The organism is Stutzerimonas sp. LR2, assembly GCF_055755175.1.
Genome location: NZ_JBVTRR010000004.1, coordinates 427025 through 445482 on the forward strand (window position 1 = coordinate 427025; position 18458 = coordinate 445482).

Annotated in this window: 12 protein-coding genes; 10 read left to right on the plus strand and 2 right to left on the minus strand. The window is 67.2% G+C overall.

Going from position 1 to position 18458, the window contains the following annotated elements:
* Position 1 precedes the first annotated feature (1 nt).
* From ACVRRC_RS16400 to ACVRRC_RS16415, 4 genes are read left to right on the plus strand one after another with little or no spacing between them, the layout of a single operon-like run.
* Positions 2 to 1249 carry an NAD(P)/FAD-dependent oxidoreductase gene (locus ACVRRC_RS16400; protein ID WP_218422583.1) on the plus strand — a complete coding sequence of 416 codons (1248 nt, stop codon included), beginning with the start codon at positions 2 to 4 and terminating at the stop codon, positions 1247 to 1249.
* On the plus strand, positions 1246 to 2061 hold the full coding sequence (locus tag ACVRRC_RS16405) for a DUF1365 domain-containing protein (protein ID WP_218422548.1): 816 nt from the start codon (positions 1246 to 1248) through the stop codon (positions 2059 to 2061). Before ACVRRC_RS16400 ends, ACVRRC_RS16405 begins: the two co-directional genes overlap by 4 nt.
* Complete coding sequence (locus tag ACVRRC_RS16410) at positions 2048 to 3313, plus strand: SAM-dependent methyltransferase (RefSeq protein WP_221292072.1); 1266 nt, start codon at positions 2048 to 2050, stop codon at positions 3311 to 3313. The genes ACVRRC_RS16405 and ACVRRC_RS16410 overlap by 14 nt, the downstream gene beginning before the upstream one ends.
* Before the next feature lie 51 nt (positions 3314 to 3364).
* The gene (locus ACVRRC_RS16415) at positions 3365 to 4858 is read left to right on the plus strand and encodes a methyl-accepting chemotaxis protein (RefSeq protein ID WP_017245004.1); all 1494 of its coding nucleotides are present in this window, start codon (positions 3365 to 3367) and stop codon (positions 4856 to 4858) included.
* Between the two features lie 6 nt (positions 4859 to 4864).
* Here the strand turns inward: ACVRRC_RS16415 and ACVRRC_RS16420 are convergent, their stop codons facing one another.
* Complete coding sequence (locus ACVRRC_RS16420) at positions 4865 to 6193, minus strand: oxygen-independent coproporphyrinogen III oxidase (RefSeq protein WP_472997243.1); 1329 nt, start codon at positions 6191 to 6193, stop codon at positions 4865 to 4867.
* A gap of 206 nt (positions 6194 to 6399) precedes the next feature.
* On the opposite strand from ACVRRC_RS16420, the gene ACVRRC_RS16425 reads away from it, so the two are divergent.
* The 5 genes from ACVRRC_RS16425 to ACVRRC_RS16445 all read left to right on the plus strand — a co-directional run bounded on the left by ACVRRC_RS16425 (position 6400) and on the right by ACVRRC_RS16445 (position 13256).
* A complete protein-coding gene (locus ACVRRC_RS16425; protein ID WP_407043127.1) occupies positions 6400 to 7158 on the plus strand; it encodes an SIR2 family NAD-dependent protein deacylase in 759 nt (252 codons plus the stop codon).
* 391 nt (positions 7159 to 7549) lie between these two features.
* Complete coding sequence (gene nirB / locus ACVRRC_RS16430) at positions 7550 to 10108, plus strand: nitrite reductase large subunit NirB (RefSeq protein WP_407043128.1); 2559 nt, start codon at positions 7550 to 7552, stop codon at positions 10106 to 10108.
* Positions 10108 to 10491, plus strand: a complete 384-nt coding sequence (gene nirD, locus ACVRRC_RS16435; RefSeq protein ID WP_045633191.1) for a nitrite reductase small subunit NirD — start codon at positions 10108 to 10110, stop codon at positions 10489 to 10491. Before nirB ends, nirD begins: the two co-directional genes overlap by 1 nt.
* 167 nt (positions 10492 to 10658) lie before the next feature.
* Positions 10659 to 11471 (plus strand): formate/nitrite transporter family protein, encoded by an 813-nt coding sequence (locus tag ACVRRC_RS16440; protein WP_011913097.1) that lies wholly within the window; start codon positions 10659 to 10661, stop codon positions 11469 to 11471.
* Between the two features lie 63 nt (positions 11472 to 11534).
* The gene (locus ACVRRC_RS16445) at positions 11535 to 13256 is read left to right on the plus strand and encodes a bifunctional protein-serine/threonine kinase/phosphatase (protein ID WP_106443315.1); all 1722 of its coding nucleotides are present in this window, start codon (positions 11535 to 11537) and stop codon (positions 13254 to 13256) included.
* Here the strand turns inward: ACVRRC_RS16445 and ACVRRC_RS16450 are convergent.
* Positions 13253 to 15250 carry a UvrD-helicase domain-containing protein gene (locus ACVRRC_RS16450; RefSeq protein ID WP_472997244.1) on the minus strand — a complete coding sequence of 666 codons (1998 nt, stop codon included), beginning with the start codon at positions 15248 to 15250 and terminating at the stop codon, positions 13253 to 13255. The genes ACVRRC_RS16445 and ACVRRC_RS16450 overlap by 4 nt on opposite strands.
* A 215-nt stretch (positions 15251 to 15465) precedes the next feature.
* Between ACVRRC_RS16450 and ACVRRC_RS16455 the strand changes: the two genes are divergently transcribed.
* Positions 15466 to 18450 carry a PAS domain-containing protein gene (locus ACVRRC_RS16455; protein ID WP_472997245.1) on the plus strand — a complete coding sequence of 995 codons (2985 nt, stop codon included), beginning with the start codon at positions 15466 to 15468 and terminating at the stop codon, positions 18448 to 18450.
* Positions 18451 to 18458 lie beyond the last annotated feature (8 nt).

Sequence of the window (18458 nt, forward strand, 5' to 3'; positions counted from 1 at the left end):
CATGAAGATCGCCATCATCGGCAGCGGTATTGCCGGTCTCACCTGTGCGCATCTGCTGGCCCGCCAGCACGCCGTTACCGTGTTCGAGTCGGCCAGCTGGATCGGCGGCCACACTCATACGGTGGACGTGCGCCTGCACGGACGCGACTACGCGGTGGACACCGGCTTCATCGTCTTCAACGACTGGACCTACCCCAACTTCATCAAGCTGCTGGGCCAGCTCGGAGTCCGCTACAAGCCCACCGAGATGAGCTTCTCGGTCTGCGACCCCCAGCGGGACCTGGAATACAACGGGCACAGCCTCAACACCCTGTTCGCTCAGCGCAGCAACCTGCTCTCGCCCCCCTTCTGGGGCATGCTGCGCGACATCCTGCGCTTCAATCGCGAGGCGCTGGACGACTACCACAACGGTCGCATCACCCCTCAGGTCACCCTTGGCAGCTACCTCCGACTGGGTCGCTACAACCAGCGCTTCATCGATCACTACATCGTGCCCATGGGTGCGGCGATCTGGTCGATGTCGCCGGCCGACATGCTGGAGTTTCCGCTGGAGTTCTTCATCCGCTTCTGCAAGAACCACGGGCTGCTGTCGGTGAACGACCGCCCGCAGTGGTACGTGGTCGAGGGCGGATCGAGCGCATACGTGTCACCGCTGACCAAGGGCTTCAGCCAGCATATCCGCCTCAACTGTCCGGTGTTCGAGGTGCTGCGCGACGAGCATGGCGTGACGATCCAGAGCCCGGCCGGTGCCGAGCGTTTCGACAAGGTGATCTTCGCCTGCCACAGCGACCAGGCGCTGCGCCTGCTGGCACGGCCGAGCCAGGCGGAACGCGACATCCTCGGCGCCATCGGCTACGCCGGTAACGACGTGGTGCTGCACACCGATATCCGCCTGCTGCCCAGGCGCCCGCGTGCCTGGGCCAGCTGGAACTACCGTCTCGGCGGACCGAGCCAGCAGCCGGCAGCCGTCACCTACAACATGAACATCCTGCAGGGTATCGAGGCGCCACAGACCTTCTGCGTCAGCCTCAATCAGACCGACGCCATCGATCCGGAGCAGATTCTCGCGCGCTTCACGTACGCCCATCCGCAGTACAGCCTTGCCGGCATCGCCGCCCAGGCCCGCGCCGAGGAGCTGCAGGGTGCCAACCACAGCTACTTCTGCGGCGCCTACTGGGGCAACGGCTTCCATGAGGACGGCGTGGTCAGTGCCCTGCGCGTCGCCGCAGCCTTCGGAGCCGCGCTGTGAACGGCGCCATCGTACACAGCGCGCTGTACCGCGGCTGGGTGCAGCACCGGCGTTTCGCGCCGCGCGCCCATGCGTTCAGCTACCGCATGGGGCTGCTCTACCTGGACCTGGCCGAGCAGGATGCGGTGCTCGGCCTTTCACCGCTGAGTGGCCGCGGGCGCTTCGCCCCCTTCTCCTTCCGCGAGCGCGACTACCTGCCGGAGTACACCGGACAGGGCATCGCACTGGCCGATGCCGTGCGCCAACGCGTGAGCGAAGCGCTGGGTCGACCGGTCACCGGCGCGGTGCGCCTGCTGACCCAGCCGCGCAGCTGGGGCCTGTGCTTCAACCCGGTCAGTTTCTTCTATTGCTTCGATGAACAGGAGCAACTTGCCGCGGTGCTCTGCGAGGTGAGCAACACGCCCTGGCGCGAGCGTTATCACTACGTACTGCCGGCCAACGGCAACCGCAATCTGCGCTGCAGCGTAGCCAAGACCTTCCACGTCTCGCCGTTCCTGCCGGAGGCCCTGGAGTACCGCATGCGCTTCAACCCGCCGGGCCGGCGCATCGGCGTGCACATGGAGGATTGGCAGGGCGAACAGAAGCTGTTCGACGCCACCCTCGGCCTGGAACGCCAGCCGCTTGGCCGCGGCGCCGTGCATCGCTATCTGTTCGGTTACCCCTGGATGACCGCCAAGACCCTGCTCGCCATCTATTGGCAGGCGCTGCGCCTGCTGCTCAAGCGCACGCCGATCTTCAACCATCGGCCCCCGACGAAGCCGTTCGGGTTGGCCGTTACCCACTCCACAGGAGGCCGCCATGAAGAGCCCTAGCCTGACCGTCAAAGCCCACCCGCTGGCCGGGATGGGACTGGCCGCCGGCCTGCTGCGCCGCACCGTGCTGCATCAGCTGTACAAGCTGCGTCACGGTCAGCTGACGCTGCACCACGGGGATCAGCAGCAGCTGTTCGGTGACCTGGCAAGCCCGCTGAAGGCCGAGATCCATGTACTCGATGCCGGTCTCTGGGGATTGGTGGCCGCACGCGGCTCCATCGGCGCGGGCGAGGCGTACATCCATGGTTACTGGACCAGCCCTGACCTGACCGCCGTGATCCGCCTGTTCGTTGCCAACCTGGATGTGCTGGACAGCATCGAGCGCGGCGCGCTGGCGCTGTTCGGCCAGCCGGTGATCAAGGCGCTGCACTGGCTCAACCGCAACACCCGCGCCGGTTCGCAGCGCAATATCTCCGCGCATTACGACCTGGGCAACGAGCTGTTCGAGCGCTTCCTCGATCCGACCATGATGTACTCGGCGGCCATGTTCGCCACGCCCGAGCAGAGCCTGGAGCAGGCCCAGCTGCACAAGCTGGAGCGCATCTGCGCGAAGCTCGATCTGCAAGCCGACGATCATTTGCTGGAGATCGGTACCGGCTGGGGCAGCATGGCGCTGTATGCCGCGATCCACCATGGCTGCCGGGTGACCACCACGACGCTGTCGCACGAGCAGTTCGCCTATACCCAAAGGCGCATCGAGGAAGAGGGTCTGCAGGACCGCATCACGCTGCTGCTCAAGGACTACCGCGATCTCGAAGGACGATTCGACAAGCTGGTTTCCATCGAGATGGTCGAGGCCGTGGGGCATGACTTTCTGCCAGGCTACTTCCGCCAGTGCGCGCGGCTGCTCAAGGACGACGGCCTGATGCTGCTGCAGGCGATCACCATCCGCGACCAGCGTTACGAGCAGGCGCGGCGCAATGTCGATTTTATCCAGCGCTACATCTTTCCCGGCGGCGCCCTGCCCTCGCTGCAGCGCATGCTCGATGTCGCCACGCAGCACACCGATCTGAACCTGCTGCACATGGAGGACTTCGGCGAGCACTACGCGCGCACCCTGCGCCTGTGGCACGAGAACTTCCGCCAGGCGCGCGGCGAGCTGGAGCGCCACGGTTACGACGAGCAGTTCTACCGCCTGTGGGAGTTCTACCTGTGCTACTGCGAAGGCGGCTTTCTCGAGCGCGCCATCGGCACCGCACAGCTGCTGCTGGGTAAACCGGGCACCCGTCGGAAACCCCTCTATGTCGGGTAATTCGGCGCCTCGGCTGCCGATAACCAGACTGCACATCATCCGGAGTCACCCATGAGCACCGATAGCGTCACGCTGCAAGCGCACTACCTCAAGGCCGACCGCATCATGCTCGGCGTGATCTGGTTTCTGCTGGCCTATTCCTGCGGGATCGCGGCGTTCTATGGCAACTGGGCACAGGCGCTGGTCATCGGCGGGCTGACCGCCATCTCGATGACCGCGCTGTACCTGCTGATTCCTGGCCAGCGTCTGTTGCGCTGCCTGATCGGTGCCGCGTTCATGGTGCTGGCCGCACTGCAGATCAACCAGGCCCATGGTCTGCTGGAAATGCATTTCGGCATCTTCGCCCTGCTGGCATTCCTGGTGTACTACCGCGACTGGCTACCGATCGTCGTCGCGGCCGCCACCATCGCGGTGCATCACCTGAGCTTCTTCGCCCTGCAGCAACAGGGCGCGGGCGTCTATCTGGTGCCGGAAGGAACCTGGGGCGTGGTGTTCCTGCATGCCTTCTACGTGGTACTGGAAAGCGCCATCCTCATCTACCTGGCGATCCGCGCCAATGCCGAAGCCCGCGAAGGCGAAGCCCTGCTCGGCGCCGCTGCCGCCATCACCGCGCATCCCGAGCGCATCGACCTGAGCTGCCGCAGCCGCGCCAGTGGCCCGGTCACCCAGCGCTTCAATCATATGCTGGACCAGCTCGGCGAACTGGTCGGCGCGGTGGTGCGCGACACCGCCGGGCTGGACGGCACCGCGGCCAACCTGAGCACGGCGACACGCCAGCTACGCGAGGGCGCCAGCCGCCAACTGGACGAAACCGCCTATATGGTCGAGGCGATGCAACAGATGACGGTGGCCATCGACGACGTCGCCGGCCATGCCGATCGCGCCGCCCAGGCCGCACAGGGTGCGAGTCGCAAGGCCGGTGACGGTCGCCTGGCGGTCAGCGGCGTGCGCAACGAGATCGGCACCCTGGCCGAACATATCGAGGGTACCGACCGCGTGGTGCAGGACCTGGCGGCACAAGCGGAGCAGATCGATCGCGTGCTGGAAGTGATCCGCAACATCGCCGAACAGACCAACCTGCTGGCCCTCAACGCTGCCATCGAGGCGGCGCGCGCCGGCGAACAGGGGCGCGGGTTCGCCGTGGTGGCCGACGAGGTGCGCAGCCTCGCGCGCAAGACTGCCGCCTCCACCAGCGAAATCCAGGGCATCATCAGCCGACTGCAGCAGGGCAGTCGCCAGGCCACCGAAGCGATGCACGACAGCCGCGCCAGCGTTGCCCGTTGCGTCAGCAGCAGCCAGGACACCACCGCCCTGCTCGACGCCATCGCCTACGAGATCGAAGCCATCAGCCAGATGAACGAGATGATCGCCGCGGCCACCCACGAGCAGACTGCCGTTTCGGCGGACATGGGCCGTCACCTGCAGAGCGTGCAGCAGGTGGCCGAGCGCAACGCCGGGGATGCCAGCGCGCTGGACAGCGGCGGTCGCCAGCTGCACGAGCTGGCCGGCCGCCTCGGCAGCCTGGGTGGTCGCTTCGCCCTGTAACGGCCCTCAGCGCCGCGCGGTGTTCCCGGCCGAGTGGCCGATGGTCACCGCGCCAGGCTTCTCGAAGGCCGCGCAGACTGCCGCGACCAGCAACCGCGCCTGCGCGGGAACCCGCAGCCCGCTGTCGTCCAGCACGATCACACCATCGGCGTGCAGCTGGCGCAGCGCCGGCCAGTGCTGCGCATAGCGCTGACGCACATCGACGCCGCTTTGCAGGCTCAGGGCATCGAAATCCAGCGCGAAGGTGCAGAGCAGGCGCTCGAGCAGCAGGCGGTGCAACGGATCGATGTGATTGGCATGCAGGCCGCGAACGCAGGGCAGCTGGCCCTGATCGAGCGCCCGCTGGTAGGCCGGCACGCGATCGGCGTTCTGGCAGAACAGGCCGCCCACCCGGCTGACGGCGCCGACGCCGAAGCCCAGGTGGTCGCAGTCGCCATGCAGGCTGTAGCCGCAGAGGTCATGGTGCAGCGCGCCGATCTCTTGGGCCATGGCCAGGTCGTCATGCGGCAGCACGAACTTGCCCAGGCCGATGTAGCGGTAGCCCGCCGCGCTCAACTGCTCCACCCCGTGCCGGTACATCGCCAGGGTGTCGGCCGGCGACGCGAGGCCGAGGCGGCCGACAGCGGCCGGCACGGCGTCACGGTAATCGAACATGGTGACCTGATCGGGCGCGAGCTCGATGATCGAAGCCAGCTTCCGGGCGAAGCTCGACGGGGTCTGCCAGGAGCGACCGTAGCCGAGGTCCAGGTTCACCGAGCGATAGTGCAGCGCATGTGCCGCCTCGATCACCGCACGGATGCGGGCCGAGCTGCGGAAGTACTCCACCGTGCCGCCATCGTCGGCGCGCAGGTCCGGTACCGCGACGCTGAGCTGGTTGAAGCCCAGCTCGTGCAGCGCACCGATCAGCGGCCAGTCGACATGGGCCAGCTCCACCTCGGCCAGGAAACTGCCGGCATGGGGTTCGACGAAGGCGAAGCGGCGCTTGAGTTGGCTGAGCAGGCGGCGCAGCGCCTCGATACCGAGGGTGCCGACGCTCAGGCGCAGCTGTTCGACCGCCTGCAGTGGCCCGGCGTGACAGCCTAGCTGCTCGATCTCGCGTTCGAGCCGCTGCAGGTAAGCCGCCGCGGCGTCGGGCTGCAGGCCGGCGCCGTCCGGTTGATGAATGGAGAGGGAGAGCGGCCGTCCGCCGCGGCGACTTTCGCGCAGGGCGCGCAACAGGTCCAGCGGTGCGACACGGTCGCTGAAATCGACCGCAGCCGGATAGCTGCAGTGCAGCTGCCCGAACTGTCCGTAACGTTGTACCAAGGCCTCGTCCCAGGTCACTGAGCCAAGCATAAGCGCCTCCCACCCTCGAATCTCGCGTACTCGGCATCATCCGGGAGCGGAGCCAGGCGGCTTTGACGCCCGTCAAGTAGGTGACAGATGGGCCCAGCGAGCAGCCGGACGGTAGCCACCCGCCCCGCAATCGGTGCAGCGCAATCTTTGGCAAGCCCGTCACACGGTGCTATTGATGTCCGACCAGCCAGCCACCGGAGCCGCCCGTGATCCCCTCTTCCCTGCTCAGCGCCCTGCATTCGGCGCGCCATGTCGTGGTGTTCACCGGTGCCGGCGTCTCCGCCGAGAGCGGCATCCCGACCTTTCGCGATGCGCTCACCGGCTTGTGGGAGCGTTTCGATCCGGGCGAACTGGCCACTGCCGACGCCTTTCGTCGCGACCCTGCGCTGGTCTGGGGCTGGTACGAGTGGCGCCGGATGAAGGTTCTCCAGGCCCGGCCGAACCCCGCGCACATGGCCATCGCCGAGCTCGCCGGCCATGTGCCGCAGCTGACGCTGATCACGCAGAACGTCGACGACCTGCACGAACGCGCCGGCAGCCGCGAGGTGATCCATCTGCACGGCAGCCTGCACCGGCCACGCTGCTTCGCCTGCGCCCGTGAGCCGGCCGAGCCGCTGCCCGCACCGGACGAACCCGAAGCCGGACGTCGTCTCGAACCGCCGCGCTGCCACCACTGCGGCGGACGCCTGCGGCCCGGCGTGGTCTGGTTCGGCGAGAGCCTGCCGGGCGATGCGTTGCGCACCGCCTTCGCCGCGGCACAGGCGTGCGACCTGCTGCTGTCGGTCGGTACCTCAGGGGTGGTCTATCCCGCCGCTGAAGTGCCGCATCTGGCGCGGGCCGCTGGCGCCACGCTGGTGCATGTCAACCCACAGGGCGAGGCGCCGCAAAGTGCACAGGAACACCTGCTCGCGCAGCCCGCCGGCCAGGCCTTGCCGCAGCTGGTTCGCGAGGCTTTCGGCGGCTGACCGCCGCGCGCAAATCGCCCCAAAGCAGTGAGCGCACAGCCCTTTTCGCACCGAAGTGGTTCAACCGCATCGCGCGGCCGGCGGCGATTCGCCCCCCCCGGACAAGCCCGCACGGGCCCGCCGGCCGGGGGTTGCAGCGGTGCCCCGGCACAGCTGGCACGCAACCTGCTAAATCCCTTGCAACAGCTGCCAGCACGGCAGCACGTCCCAGGCGGTCAGCGACGACCGCCCGCCAGCAGGCACGGGACCGGGTGAACCAGGCAACGACGCCAGGCCAATCACCCCCACGACATTTTTGAAACCAGGCAAAGGCGCCTGGAGCTGACCCCAGCTCCAGGCGCCTTTTTGCGTTTTGCCGGCCGCGTGCCGCAGCCGCTCGAGAGGAAAGGCTATGAGTTCAACCGTCACCCCGCTCAAGCACGAGACATTGGTCATCGTCGGCAACGGCATGGTCGGGCATCACTGCATCGAACAGCTGATCGAACAGGACGCCCTCGCCCGCTACGACGTGCACGTGTTCGGCGAGGAGCGCCAGCGCGCCTACGATCGCGTACACCTGTCCGAGTACTTCGGCGGCCGCGATGCCGAGTCGTTGGCAATGTGCGAAGCCGACTACTACAGCCGGCACGGCGTACAGGCCCACCTGGGCGAGCAGGTGCTGGAGATCGACCGCGAGCGCAAGGAAGTGGTCACCGGCAACGGCCGCCAGCCCTACGACAAGCTGATCCTGGCCACCGGCTCCTACCCCTTCGTGCCGCCGATTCCCGGTGCCGAAGGCAACTCGCGGCTGGTCTACCGCACCCTCGAGGATCTCGACGGCATTCGCGCGGCCGCAACCGGCGCACGCCGCGGTGTGGTGGTCGGCGGAGGCCTGCTCGGCCTGGAAGCGGCCAATGCGCTGAAGTCGCTGGGCCTGGAAGCCCACGTGGTCGAGTTCGCCCCGCGGCTGATGCCGGTGCAGCTGGACGATGCCGGCGGCGCGGCGCTGAGGGCGCGCATCGAGGCGCTGGGTGTCGGCGTGCACCTGTCGCGTGCCACCCAGGAGATCATCGTCGGCGAGCAATACGCCTACCGCATGGTCTTCCAGGACGGCGAATTTCTTGAAACCGACCTGATCGTGTTCTCCGCCGGCATTCGCCCGCAGGACGCCCTGGCCCGTGACTGCGGCCTGGAACTGGCGGCACGCGGCGGCGTCGTGGTCGACAGTGATTGCCGTACCTCGGACCCGGCGATCTTCGCCATCGGCGAATGCGCCAGCTGGAACGGCAGCGTGTTCGGCCTGGTCGCCCCGGGCTACAGCATGGCCCGCTGCGTTGCCGCGCAGCTGGCCGACGCAGCGTACACGCCGTTCCTCGGTGCCGACATGTCGACCAAGCTCAAGCTGCTCGGCGTGGATGTCGGCTCCATCGGTGACGCCCATGGCGCGACCCCGGGCAGCCGGAGCTACCGTTTCATCGACGAGGCCAGCGCCAGCTACCGCCGCCTGGTCGTCTCCGCCGATGGCAAGCGCGTGCTGGGCGCGGTGCTGGTAGGCGACAACAGCTACTACGACACCCTGCTGCAGTACGCGCAGAACGGCATCAAGCTGCCGGCCGATCCGTCCGGCCTGATCCTGCCGCAGACCGAGGGCGCGCCGACGCTTGGTCCGGACGCCCTGCCGGCCAGCGCGACCATCTGTTCCTGCCACAACGTCAGCAAGGGCGCGGTGTGCTGCCAGGTCGATGCCGGCGTCACCGATCTCGGCGAACTCAAGGCCGCGACCAAGGCGGCCACCGGCTGCGGCGGTTGCAATGCCCTGCTCAAGCTGGTGTTCGACGCAGAACTGGCGGCGCGCGGCGTGGCGGTGGACAAGAGCCTCTGCGAACACTTCGCCTACACCCGCCAGGAGCTCTACGGCATCGTCCGCGTCGAGGGCATCCAGAGCTTCGCCGAACTGCTGGCCAAGCACGGCCGCGGCCATGTCGGTTGCGACATCTGCAAGCCGACGGTGGGTTCGATCCTGGCCTCGTGCTGGAACCAGCCGATCACCGATCCGGCGCTGATTCCGCTGCAGGACACCAACGACACCTTCATGGCCAACATGCAGAAGAACGGCACCTACTCGGTGGTGCCGCGCATCCCGGGTGGTGAGATCACCCCCGAGGGGCTGATCGCCATCGGCCAGGTGGCGAAGAAATACGACCTCTACACCAAGATCACTGGCGGCCAGCGCATCGACCTGTTCGGCGCTCAGCTGCACGAACTGCCGGACATCTGGGGCGAGCTGATCGCCGCCGGCTTCGAGACCGGCCACGCCTACGGCAAGAGCCTGCGCACGGTGAAGTCCTGCGTCGGCAGCACCTGGTGCCGCTACGGCGTGCAGGACAGCGTCGGCATGGCGCTGCGCCTGGAGGACCGCTACAAGGGCCTGCGTGCACCGCACAAGATCAAGTTCGCCGTATCGGGCTGTACCCGCGAATGCGCCGAGGCGCAGAGCAAGGACATCGGCGTGATCGCCACCGACAAGGGCTGGAACCTCTACATCTGCGGCAACGGCGGCATGCGCCCGCGGCATGCCGAACTGTTCGCCACCGACCTCGACGACGAAACGCTGATCCGCATCATCGACCGCGTGCTGATGTTCTACGTGCGCACCGCCGACAAGCTGCAGCGTACCTCGGTCTGGCGCGAAAGCCTGGAAGGCGGCCTGGACTACCTGAAGGACGTCATCCTCGACGACAGCCTGAACCTCGCCGCCGAGCTGGAGAGCCAGATGCAGCACGTGGTCGACAGCTACCAGTGCGAATGGGCCAACGCCATCTCCGATCCGGAGAAGCTCAAGCGCTTCCGCACCTTCGTCAACGACGGGCGCGCCGACCCGGACATCCACTTCGTCAAGGAGCGTGGCCAGCGTCGGCCGGTGCGCGCCAGCGAACTTCACCTGATCCCACTTACCCAGGAGGTGCTCTGATGAGCCAGTCCAACGTCGTTCGTCTCGACTCCCGTTCCAACGCGCCGGCGGCCTGGCAGACGCTGTGCAGCCGTGCCGATCTGGTCGCCAATTCCGGTGTGGTGGCCTGGCACGATGGCGCCCAGGTGGCGCTGTTCCACCTGCCTGACAACGCCGACGGCGAGCAGCTGTTCGCCATCGAGAACCGCGACCCCAAGTCGGGCGCCAACGTCATCGGCCGCGGCATCGTCGGCAGTCTCAAGGGCGAACTGGTGATCGCCTCGCCGCTGTACAAGCAGCACTTCCGCCTGGCCGATGGCAGCTGCCTGGAGTACCCGGAACAGCGCCTGCAGGTATGGCCGGTGCGCCTGGTCGGCGACGAGGTACAGATCGCCGCGGGCTGATCGCCGCCCGCTGCCCGGGCAACATCCCTTGCACACCGCAGCGATCCTGCGGGAGCGGCCTTGGCCGCGAACCTGACCCCAACTCGCCAGCCACCCACATCGCTCAGCCAGCGCCCCGCGGCCGCCGTCGCGGGCCTGGCCCCTTACTGCCATTCAGAGAGACCGACATGTCCTACATCATTCCCTCCGAGTTCGTCACCAAGATGGTGGACGCCGGCGAATCGAAGATCTTCATGTCCACCCGCGACACCCTGATCCGCGGCTTCATGGCCGGCGCGATCCTGGCTCTTGCCGCGGTGTTCGCGGTCGCGGTAACCGTGCAGACCGGCTCGCCGCTGGTGGGTGCCATGCTGTTTCCGGTGGGCTTCGTGATGCTCTACCTGATGGGTTTCGACCTGCTCACCGGGGTCTTCATGCTGACGCCGCTGGCGCTGCTGGACCGCCGCCCGGGCGTGACCGTGGGCGGCATCCTGCGCAACTGGGGCTGGGTTTTTCTCGGCAATTTCGGCGGCGCGCTGGTGGTGGCCTTCATGATGGCCTTCGTCTTCACCATGGGCTTTTCCACCGAACCGGGACCGATCGGCGAGAAGATCTCGCACATCGGCGAGGACCGCACCCTGGGCTACGCCGAGTTCGGCGCAGCGGGCTGGGCGACCATCTTCCTGCGCGGCATGCTGTGCAACTGGATGGTCTCGATGGGCGTGGTCGGCGCGATGATCTCCACCTCGGTCAGCGGCAAGGTCATCGCCATGTGGATGCCGATCATGCTGTTCTTCTTCATGGGCTTCGAGCATTCGGTGGTGAACATGTTTCTGTTCCCCTCGGCGATGATCATGGGCGGCGACTTCTCGGTCATGGACTACATGGTCTGGAACGAGATCCCCACCGCGCTGGGTAACCTGGTGGGCGGCCTGGCCTTCACCGGCCTCACGCTCTACACCACCCACGTACGCACCGCGCCCAAGCGCAGCGTCTACTGATCGGGAGTGCGGCCGAGAGCCCCGGTTGCGCATTCGCGTCCGGGGCTTTCGTGCAGATCGAAGATGCCCAGCCAACTCGTTATCTCCCTCGGCCAGCATTCGGACGCCGGGCGCAAGCCGCTCAATCAGGACTTTCACGGCGCCTGCATTCCCACCGACGCGCAGCTCGCCAGCAAGGGCATCGCCATCGCGCTGGCCGACGGCATCAGCAGCAGCGAGGTCAGCCACATCGCCAGCGAAACCGCAGTGGCGAGCTTTCTCTCGGACTACTTCTGCACCTCCGATGCCTGGTCGGTGAAACAGTCGGCGCAGCGCGTGCTGGTGGCAGTCAACTCCTGGCTGCATGCGCAGACCCGCCAAGGCCCTTATCGCTATGACCGCGACCGCGGCTATGTCTGCACCTTCAGTGCGCTGGTGCTCAAGGGCGGCAGCGCGCACCTGTTCCACATCGGCGATGCGCGCATCCATCGCTTGCGTGAAGGCGCCCTCGAACAGCTGAGCGAGGATCACCGCGTGCGTGTCAGCGCCGAAACCAGCTATCTCGGCCGCGCCCTGGGCATCAACCCGCATCTGGAAATCGACTACCGCAACCTCCCGCTGGCACTGGGCGACCTGTTCCTGCTCGCCACCGACGGCGTGTACGAGCACCTCGATCCGCGCGCGATGGCCGATATCATCGCGACCCATGCCGACGACCTGGACGCTGCAGCGCGACAGCTGGTCGAGCAGGCGCTGGTCAACGGCAGCGATGACAACCTCACCGTGCAGCTGGTGCGCATCGACAGCCTGCCCGAGCAAGCGGCCGACGACGTGCAGCGCCAGCTCGGCGAACTGGCCCTGCCGCCGCTGCTGGAGCCGCGCATGCAGTTCGACGGCTACCGCATCGTTCGTCAGCTGCATGCCAGCAGCCGCAGCCACGTGCATCTGGCTGTCGACGAAAAGAGCGGCGCGCAGGTGGTGCTGAAGACGCCGTCGCTCGATCTGCGTGGCGACCCGGCCTATCTCGAGCGCTTCCTTCTCGAGGAATGGATCGCCCGGCGCATCGACAACCCTCACGTGGTCAAGGCCTGCCCGCCGCCACGCCGGCGGCACTACCTGTACACGGTCAGCGAATTCATCGAAGGGCAGACGCTCGCGCAGTGGATGCTCGACCACCCGACGCCGGACCTGACCACCGTACGCGGCTTCGTCGAACAGATCGCCCGCGGCCTGCGCGCCTTTCACCGCCTGGAAATGCTGCATCAGGACCTGCGCCCGCAGAACCTGCTGATCGACGCCACCGGCACGCTGAAAATCATCGACTTCGGCTCGACACGGGTTGCCGGGCTCGCCGACCGACAGGCCCCGGGCCCGCAGGAAGCGCTGCTCGGCACCGCCGCCTACACCGCGCCGGAGTATTTCCTTGGGGAGGCGGGCTCGCCGCGTTCGGATCAGTTCTCCCTCGCGGTGATCGCCTACCAGCTGCTCAGCGGTCGCCTGCCCTATGGCACCGATGTCTGCAAGGCACGCACCCTGGCCGCGCAGAAGCGCCTGCACTACCGCTCGGTACGCGACGCCCAGCGCGAGATCCCGGCCTGGGTCGACGAGGTGCTGGCCAAGGCGCTGCATCCCGATCCGCGGCGGCGCTATGCCGATCTGTCCGAGTTCGTCTTCGAGTTGCGCCAGCCCAACCCGGCGCTGCTCAACCGCACTCGCCCACCCTTGCTGGAACGCAACCCGCTGCTGTTCTGGAAGGGCCTGTCGCTGCTGCTGGGGCTGGCGGTCGTTGCACTGCTGCTGCGCTAGCCGCGCGGGCGCAACAGTGCCGTCGCGCCCTGCGCCTTGCGCGTGTACCAGAGCACCCGGCTGACGCCGCGGGTGATGGCCACATAGGCCAGGCGCAGACTCTCGTCGGCCATCGCCTGGTCATAGCTGTTGCGAAAGAACCCGCAGTACGCATACAGCGCATTGCGCAACGGGTGCGGCTGCGGTGGCAGGCAGTCGTCGACGACGATGGCGACCTCCGCCTGCAGGCCCTTGGCGCGATGGATGGTATAGGCCTTGACCGGCAGCGTGCGATCCAGCTCGGCCTGGATGGCCCGCAGCGTGTCGTTGCGTCGGCCGAGCAGCAACACCGCGGTGCGCTCGCGGCTGCCACGCTCGACGACGTGGGCGCATTGCGCCTTTATCTCGGCGACCAGTTGTGCCAGCCCGCCGTTCAGCTCGAAACCGGTGACCAGCCGGACGCCGTGGTCACCCGGTTGCATGGGCCGGTTCGGCCGACTGGTCTTGGCCTGTTTGAAGCGCACACCAGCCAGCACCGCCTCGCCATCGCGAATCACCGGTTCGATGGAACGGTAGTTGGTTTCCAGCAGCAGCGTTTCGCTGCCCTCGGCGCCACGCCGCGGGAAGTGCCGGTCGAACTCCATGAACAGCTCCGGCGAACTGCCGCGCCAGCCGTAGATCGACTGCCAGTCGTCACCGATGGCCATCAGGCTCGGGCTCGAACCCTGGCGGGCCAGCTGCCGATGCAGCGCCTGCAACCACTGGACGATCTGCGGTGAGATGTCCTGAAACTCGTCGATCAGCAGGTGCTGGAACGGTGCGAGGCTCGCCGGCGGTACGCTATCAGCGGCGTTCAGGCGCTCGCCGAGCTGCTGGAACGCGGCGTTGAAGGTCTGCAGACCTTGCTCGCGCAGCACCGCCTGGAAACAGCCGTGGAACGTGATCAGTGCCTCGATGAACTGGCGCTCGCGGGATGTGCATTCGAGTCCGGACGGCTGCAGGCGATCGATGCGCAGGCCGATGCTCTCGATAAATCCGGCCTGGACGTGAAACGCCTCGTACAACGGCAATGCCGCGAACTCGCCGGCCAGGCTGAAGGGCTTCTCCGGCGCCTTTGGCGCGGCACGCCTGCCCTTGGCAGGCTCGACCGCCGGCCCGGGCAGATCGAGCAGCCGGTGCACCTGCTCGCGAAAATCCGGCTGCTCGGCATAGCAACGCTGGTAGGCCTGCTTGAGCAGCCGCTGTTGTGCCGGACGCAAGCGTGCATTCGCCAGCGGGTTGTCCGGCTCGTCGCCCGCGGCAGCCTTGTCGTCCAGCTGCTCGAACCACTGCGCCGTGCCGAGCACTTCGCGCGCCAGCTGTGCCATGGCCGAGTGGAAAGTGCGCACGCACTGGCGCGCCTGGCGCTCGTCGAACGGGAACTGCCAGAACGCCAGGACCCGCAGCAGCTGCTCGCGCAGCTGCCCACAGGAGGCATTGGTGAAGGAGATCACCGTCAGCCGTCCCGGCTCGATGCCCAGGTGGCAGAGCATGAATACCACGCGCAGCAGCAAGGTGGTCGACTTGCCTGAACCGGCGCCGGCAAAGATGCGCGTCAGCGGGCTGCGCCCCAGGATCATCGCCCACTGTTCCTCCGACGGCGCGCTGACGATACCGGCTGCCACCGCCTGCTCGACACGCTCGCGCATGGCACGAACCTGGCCCTCGTCCACCTTCAGCGCGGCCGCCGGGTAGATGCCCTGCGCAGCCGCTCGCCGGGGTTTGGCAGGGCCGCCTTCCTTGGCGTCCGCCTTGGCTGCCGCCTTCGGCTTGGCCTTGCCCTTGGCGCCCCTGGCCTTGCCCTGGGCCTTGCCACTGCGCTTGTCCGTGGACTGCGGTTGCGCCTTGTCCGGCCCATGCCCCCAGCGACGGAACAGCAGCTCGTCCTCGTCGCGCAGATGGGCCGAGGTGCGTGGAAAGCAGCGCTTCAGCACCCCGGCGACCAGGGACCTGTAGCGCTTGACGGCAGAAAGCATCGGAAATTCACCGTGACCATTCACATATCATTGATATGGTAAGGGTTTTTCCCTGTACTCTGGCTGCCGCGGGAACGAACGGCAGGCAAACTCGCTGAGATGAGGCGCCGGGCAGCTTCGCCTGCAGGATTTCGCGCGCAAATGGCTGTCCGAGCTGAACAGCCTATCTTTCGGCCGAGCCGAATGCCCCTCTACCGGATGACGGAACGCTTCTGATGGAACCAGCAGCCAACCCCACGCCTGATGATGCGAGCCACAGCTTCCTCCCGGACGGTGGCGAGCTGGGCACGTTGATCCGACGCTTCGATTGGTCCAGCACTCCACTGGGGCCATTGCGGGATTGGCCGCAGAGCCTGAAAACCGTCACGGCGATGCTGCTGCTCTCGCCAACACCCATCGTCCTGCTCTGGGGCGAGCGCGGCATCATGATCTACAACGACGCCTATTCCGGGTTCGCCGGCAGCCGTCATCCGCAGCTGCTGGGCTCGGAAGTGCGCCTGGGCTGGCCGGAAGTGGCCGACTTCAACGACCACGTGATGAAGGTCGGCCTGGCCGGCGGCACGCTCTCCTACAAGGATCAGGAGCTGGCGTTATACCGCAACGGCCGCCCGGCCCGCGCCTGGATGAACCTGGACTATTCGCCGGTGTTCGACGAGCAGGCGCAGCCGGCCGGCGTGATTGCGATGGTCGTGGAAACCACCGAACGCGTGCTGGCCGAGCGTGAACTGCAGGGCCAGCAGGCCCGACTGCAGCAGATGTTCGAGCAGGCGCCGGGAATGATGGCGATGCTGCGCGGCCCCGAGCACGTATTCGAAATGGTCAACCCGGCCTACTGCCGGCTCGTCGGCGAGCGCGAGATCATCGGCAAGCCGGTGCGCGATGCGTTGCCGGAAGTGGAGCGCCAGGGCTTCATCGAAATCCTCGACCGGGTCTACCGCAGCGGCGAGGCCTTCGTCGGTTCCGGCATTCACATCGGTCTGCAGCGCACCCGCGGCGCCGCGGAAGAAGACCGCGTGCTGGATTTCGTCTTCCAGCCGGTCACCGATATCGATGGCAACGTCGGCGGCATCTTCGTCGAGGGCCACGATGTCACCGAGCGTGCCCGGGCCGACCTGGCGCTGCGTGAAAACGAGCAGCGCCTGCGCTTCCTCGATGCGTTGTCCAAGGAGACGGCGCGCAGTGTCGATGCCGATGCCATCCTGGCCACCACCACGCGCATGCTCGGCGAACACCTGGGACTGTCCAGTTGCGCCTACGCCGACATGGAGCCCGACCAGGACAGCTTCACCATCCGTGGCGATTGGTCGGCGCCGGGCTGCATGAGCATCGTCGGCCACTACCGCCTCGCCGCGTTCGGCAGTTTGGCGGTCCAGAAGCTGCGCGCCGGCGAACCCTTCATCGTCGACGATCACCTCGCCCGCCTGCCCGCCGCCGACGCGGCGACCTTCCAGCAACTCGACATCGCCGCCACCATCTGCATGCCGCTGGTCAAGGAAGGCCGGCTGACCGCACTGATGGCCATTCACAGCCGCGTACCGCGGGCCTGGAGCGCCTGCGAGCTGGCCCTGCTCACCGAGGTCACCGACCGTTCGTGGGCCCATATCGAACGGGTGCGTTCCGCCGCCGCGGTGCGCCAGCGCGAGCAGAGCTTCCTCGAACAGCTGGAAGCCAAGGTGCTCGAGCGCACCGCGGCGCTGGCCCGCAGCGAGGCCAACATCCGCGCGGTGCTGGAGACCTCGCACCTGTACATGGCGATGCTCGCGCCGGATGGCGCGATTCTCTACGTGAACGCCACGGCCCTGGCCGGCATCGGCGCCCGCTTCAACGAACTGGCCTATATGCCGTTCTGGGAATCGCCCTGGTTCGCCGCGACACCGGGTATGCCCGAGGTGATGCGAGAGATGACACGGCGGGTAGCGGCCGGCGCCACCGAGCACGTGACCATGACCCTGAACATGCCCCAGGGCGTGCGCGTCTTCGATTTCTCCATGCGCCCGGTACCGGGCGAGGACGGCAGCATCGTGGCCCTGGTACCCGAGGCGCTGGACATCAGCGAACGGGTGAACGCCGAACAGGCGCTGCAGCAGCTGCACAAGATGGAGGCGCTGGGCAACCTCACCGGCGGTATCGCCCACGACTTCAACAACCTGCTGATGGCCGTGCTCGGCAGCCTCGACCTGTTGCGTCGGCGCATGCCCGCCGACCCCGCGCTGCTGCGCCTGGTGGACAATGCCAGAGCCGGTGCCGAACGCGGCGCTTCGCTCACCGCGCGCATGCTCACCTTCGCCCGCAAGCAGGAACTGCACAAGAAACCGATCGACCTGCCGCAGCTGATCGCGGGCATGAAGGAGCTGCTGCTCAGCTCGCTTGGCCCGACCATCCAGCTGCAGGTCGAGCTGCCGGCCCGGCTGGCGCAGGTGAAGACCGATCCCAACCAGCTGGAAACCGCCCTGCTCAACCTCGCCGCCAATGCGCGTGACGCCATGTCCGGCGTCGGCCGTATCCGCATCGCCGCCGAAGAGCTGACGCTACCCGAGGAGCAGAACGGCCTGCCCGCCGGCCGCTATGTGCGCCTGGATCTCAGCGACAACGGCAGCGGCATGGATGAAGCGACCCTCAAGCGCGCGGCCGAGCCCTTCTTCACCACCAAGGGGGTCGGCAAGGGCACCGGGCTCGGGCTGTCCATGGTCCATGGGCTGGCCGAACAATCCGGCGGTCGGCTGGTGCTGCGCAGCTCGCCCGGTGCGGGCACCACCGCCGAGATCTGGCTACCGGCCCTGGCGGCGGAAAACGCGCCTGCATCGGCGCCTGTCTCCACGCCGGCACCCGATGAAAGCCCCCGGCGCACGACGAAGCCGCTGACCCTGCTGGCGGTGGACGACGACGAGCTGGTGCTGTTCAGCACCGCCGGCATCTTGGAAGCGGCCGGACATCGAGTGCTCACCGCGCGGTCGGCCGGGGAAGCGCTGGATCTGCTGCAGGTCAACCAGGTCGACATCCTGATCACCGACCACGCCATGCCGCTGATGAGCGGTGCGCAGCTGGCAGCCGTGGTGCGGGAGACCCGCCCGCAGTTGCCGATCCTGCTGGTCTCCGGTTACGCCGAACTGCCCTCCACCGCGCCGGCGCTTCCGCTGCACCGGTTGGCCAAGCCGTTCAGTCAGGACGAGCTGCTCGATGCCATCGAGCAGCTGTGCTGACGAGCGCC

Coding starts and splice junctions, on each gene's coding strand:
- ACVRRC_RS16400 (WP_218422583.1), top strand. CDS start 2: ATGAAGATCGCCATCATCGGCAGCGGTATTGCCGGTCTCACCTGTGCG.
- ACVRRC_RS16410 (WP_221292072.1), top strand. CDS start 2,048: ATGAAGAGCCCTAGCCTGACCGTCAAAGCCCACCCGCTGGCCGGGATG.
- ACVRRC_RS16415 (WP_017245004.1), top strand. CDS start 3,365: ATGAGCACCGATAGCGTCACGCTGCAAGCGCACTACCTCAAGGCCGAC.
- ACVRRC_RS16420 (WP_472997243.1), bottom strand. CDS start 6,193: ATGCTTGGCTCAGTGACCTGGGACGAGGCCTTGGTACAACGTTACGGA.
- nirB (WP_407043128.1), top strand. CDS start 7,550: ATGAGTTCAACCGTCACCCCGCTCAAGCACGAGACATTGGTCATCGTC.
- nirD (WP_045633191.1), top strand. CDS start 10,108: ATGAGCCAGTCCAACGTCGTTCGTCTCGACTCCCGTTCCAACGCGCCG.
- ACVRRC_RS16440 (WP_011913097.1), top strand. CDS start 10,659: ATGTCCTACATCATTCCCTCCGAGTTCGTCACCAAGATGGTGGACGCC.
- ACVRRC_RS16445 (WP_106443315.1), top strand. CDS start 11,535: ATGCCCAGCCAACTCGTTATCTCCCTCGGCCAGCATTCGGACGCCGGG.
- ACVRRC_RS16450 (WP_472997244.1), bottom strand. CDS start 15,250: ATGCTTTCTGCCGTCAAGCGCTACAGGTCCCTGGTCGCCGGGGTGCTG.
- ACVRRC_RS16455 (WP_472997245.1), top strand. CDS start 15,466: ATGGAACCAGCAGCCAACCCCACGCCTGATGATGCGAGCCACAGCTTC.